The organism is Mesorhizobium sp. M0751 (assembly GCF_040320265.1).
In the GTDB taxonomy this organism is placed as follows: Bacteria; Pseudomonadota; Alphaproteobacteria; order Rhizobiales; family Rhizobiaceae; genus Mesorhizobium.
The window spans coordinates 1-744 of sequence record NZ_JAMYPH010000085.1 but is presented as its reverse complement, the minus strand read 5'-3'; the positions used below and the strand labels follow the sequence as shown (position 1 = coordinate 744).

The window sequence follows — 744 nt, the reverse complement described above, 5'->3', positions numbered from 1 at the left end:
AATGGCAAAAAATTCGTTCGCTGAAACGATCAGGTCGGGAAAACCGCAAATTGGCGTCTGGATGCAAATTCCGCATGTGATAGTCGCAGAGACATTGGCGCAGACAAACCTAGATTTTCTTCTGGTTGATGGCGAGCATTCGCCCATTCCGCCCAACGCGCTCCTGCAGATTCTTCCTGCGACTGAACGGTACGGCATGCCTGTACTCTACAGAGTAGCTTGGAACAGGATTGAACTCATTAAAGCCGCGCTAGATCATGGTGCGAACGGCATCATGGTGCCAATGGTAAACTCCGGTGCCGAAGCCATTGAAGCTGTGTCGTCCGCAAAATATCCGCCCACGGGAAAGCGTGGATCTGGAGCGTGGAGAGCATCGAACTATTACCAAAACAATGCGGAGTATCGCAAGGCTGCGGACTCTAGTTTGGCCGTCGTACTCCAGATTGAAACGCGAGAGGCTCTCAATAATCTGGACGACATAGCTTCAACGCCTGGTGTGGACGCGCTCTTCGTCGGACCGGCAGATCTTGCCCTTTCCTTGGGCATGGAACCGGGAGAGCTCACACCCGAGCTAGTGGATGCATGTCAAGCCGTCGCGAATGCAGCTAAAAAGTACGGTATAGCATCTGGCATTGATGTGGCATCCATAGAATATATGATGCGACTTAAAGTACTTGGCCTCAGCCTGTTCACCTATGGATCTGACCCTGATTTTGTTTTGCAGGGCGGCCGCGCTGTGGCGAA

General features: G+C 52.3%; 1 protein-coding gene. It reads left to right on the top strand.

Annotation, left to right across the window (positions count from 1 at the left end; all coding sequences use genetic code 11):
- Nucleotides 1-744: HpcH/HpaI aldolase family protein (locus tag NKI19_RS32765; protein ID WP_352567725.1), on the top strand; the 744-nt coding region annotated here is incomplete at both ends.